The organism is Azospirillum tabaci, assembly GCF_014596085.1.
In the GTDB taxonomy this organism is placed as follows: Bacteria; Pseudomonadota; Alphaproteobacteria; order Azospirillales; family Azospirillaceae; genus Azospirillum; species Azospirillum tabaci.
Map to the genome: position 1 here is coordinate 1 of NZ_JACCJY010000090.1, position 638 is coordinate 638.

Annotated in this window: 1 protein-coding gene; it reads left to right on the forward strand. The window is 64.6% G+C overall.

The genetic code is table 11. From position 1 onward, the window contains the following. Window positions 1-638: Bax inhibitor-1/YccA family protein (locus H0B54_RS29380; protein WP_188263280.1), on the forward strand; the 638-nt coding region annotated here is incomplete at both ends.

Consider the following 638-nt stretch of genomic DNA (forward strand, 5'->3'; position numbering starts at 1 on the left):
GCGGCGTTCGACGAGGGCCTGCGCAAGCACATGCTGCGGGTCTACAACTTCATGATGCTCGGCCTGGGCGTGACGGGGCTTGTGGCGCTGCTGGTGGCGAGCACGCCGGCGCTGTACGTGCCGATCTTCACGACCCCGCTGAAGTGGGTGGTGATGCTGGCGCCGCTGGCCTTCATCATGGTGCTGTCCTTCCGCTTCCACGCGATGTCGGCGAGCGCGCTGCAGGGGCTGTTCTGGGCCTTCTGCGCGGTGATGGGCGTCTCCATGGCGTCGATCTTCCTGGTCTTCACCGGGGCCAGCGTGGCGCGGGTGTTCTTCATCACCGCGGCGATGTTCGCGGCGATGAGCCTGTGGGGCTACACCACCAAGGCCGACCTGTCGAAGATGGGCTCGTTCCTGATGATGGGCCTGATCGGCATCGTCATCGCCAGCCTGGTCAACATCTTCGTCGGCTCCAGCGCGCTGCAGTTCGCCATCTCGGTCATCGGCGTCGTCATCTTCACCGGCCTGACCGCCTACGACACCCAGCGCATCAAGGAGGAGTACGCCGAGGGCTATGGCCACGAGGGCAACACCAAGCTCGCCGTCATGGGCGCCCTCTCCCTCTACCTCAACTTCATCAACCTCTTCCAGATGCT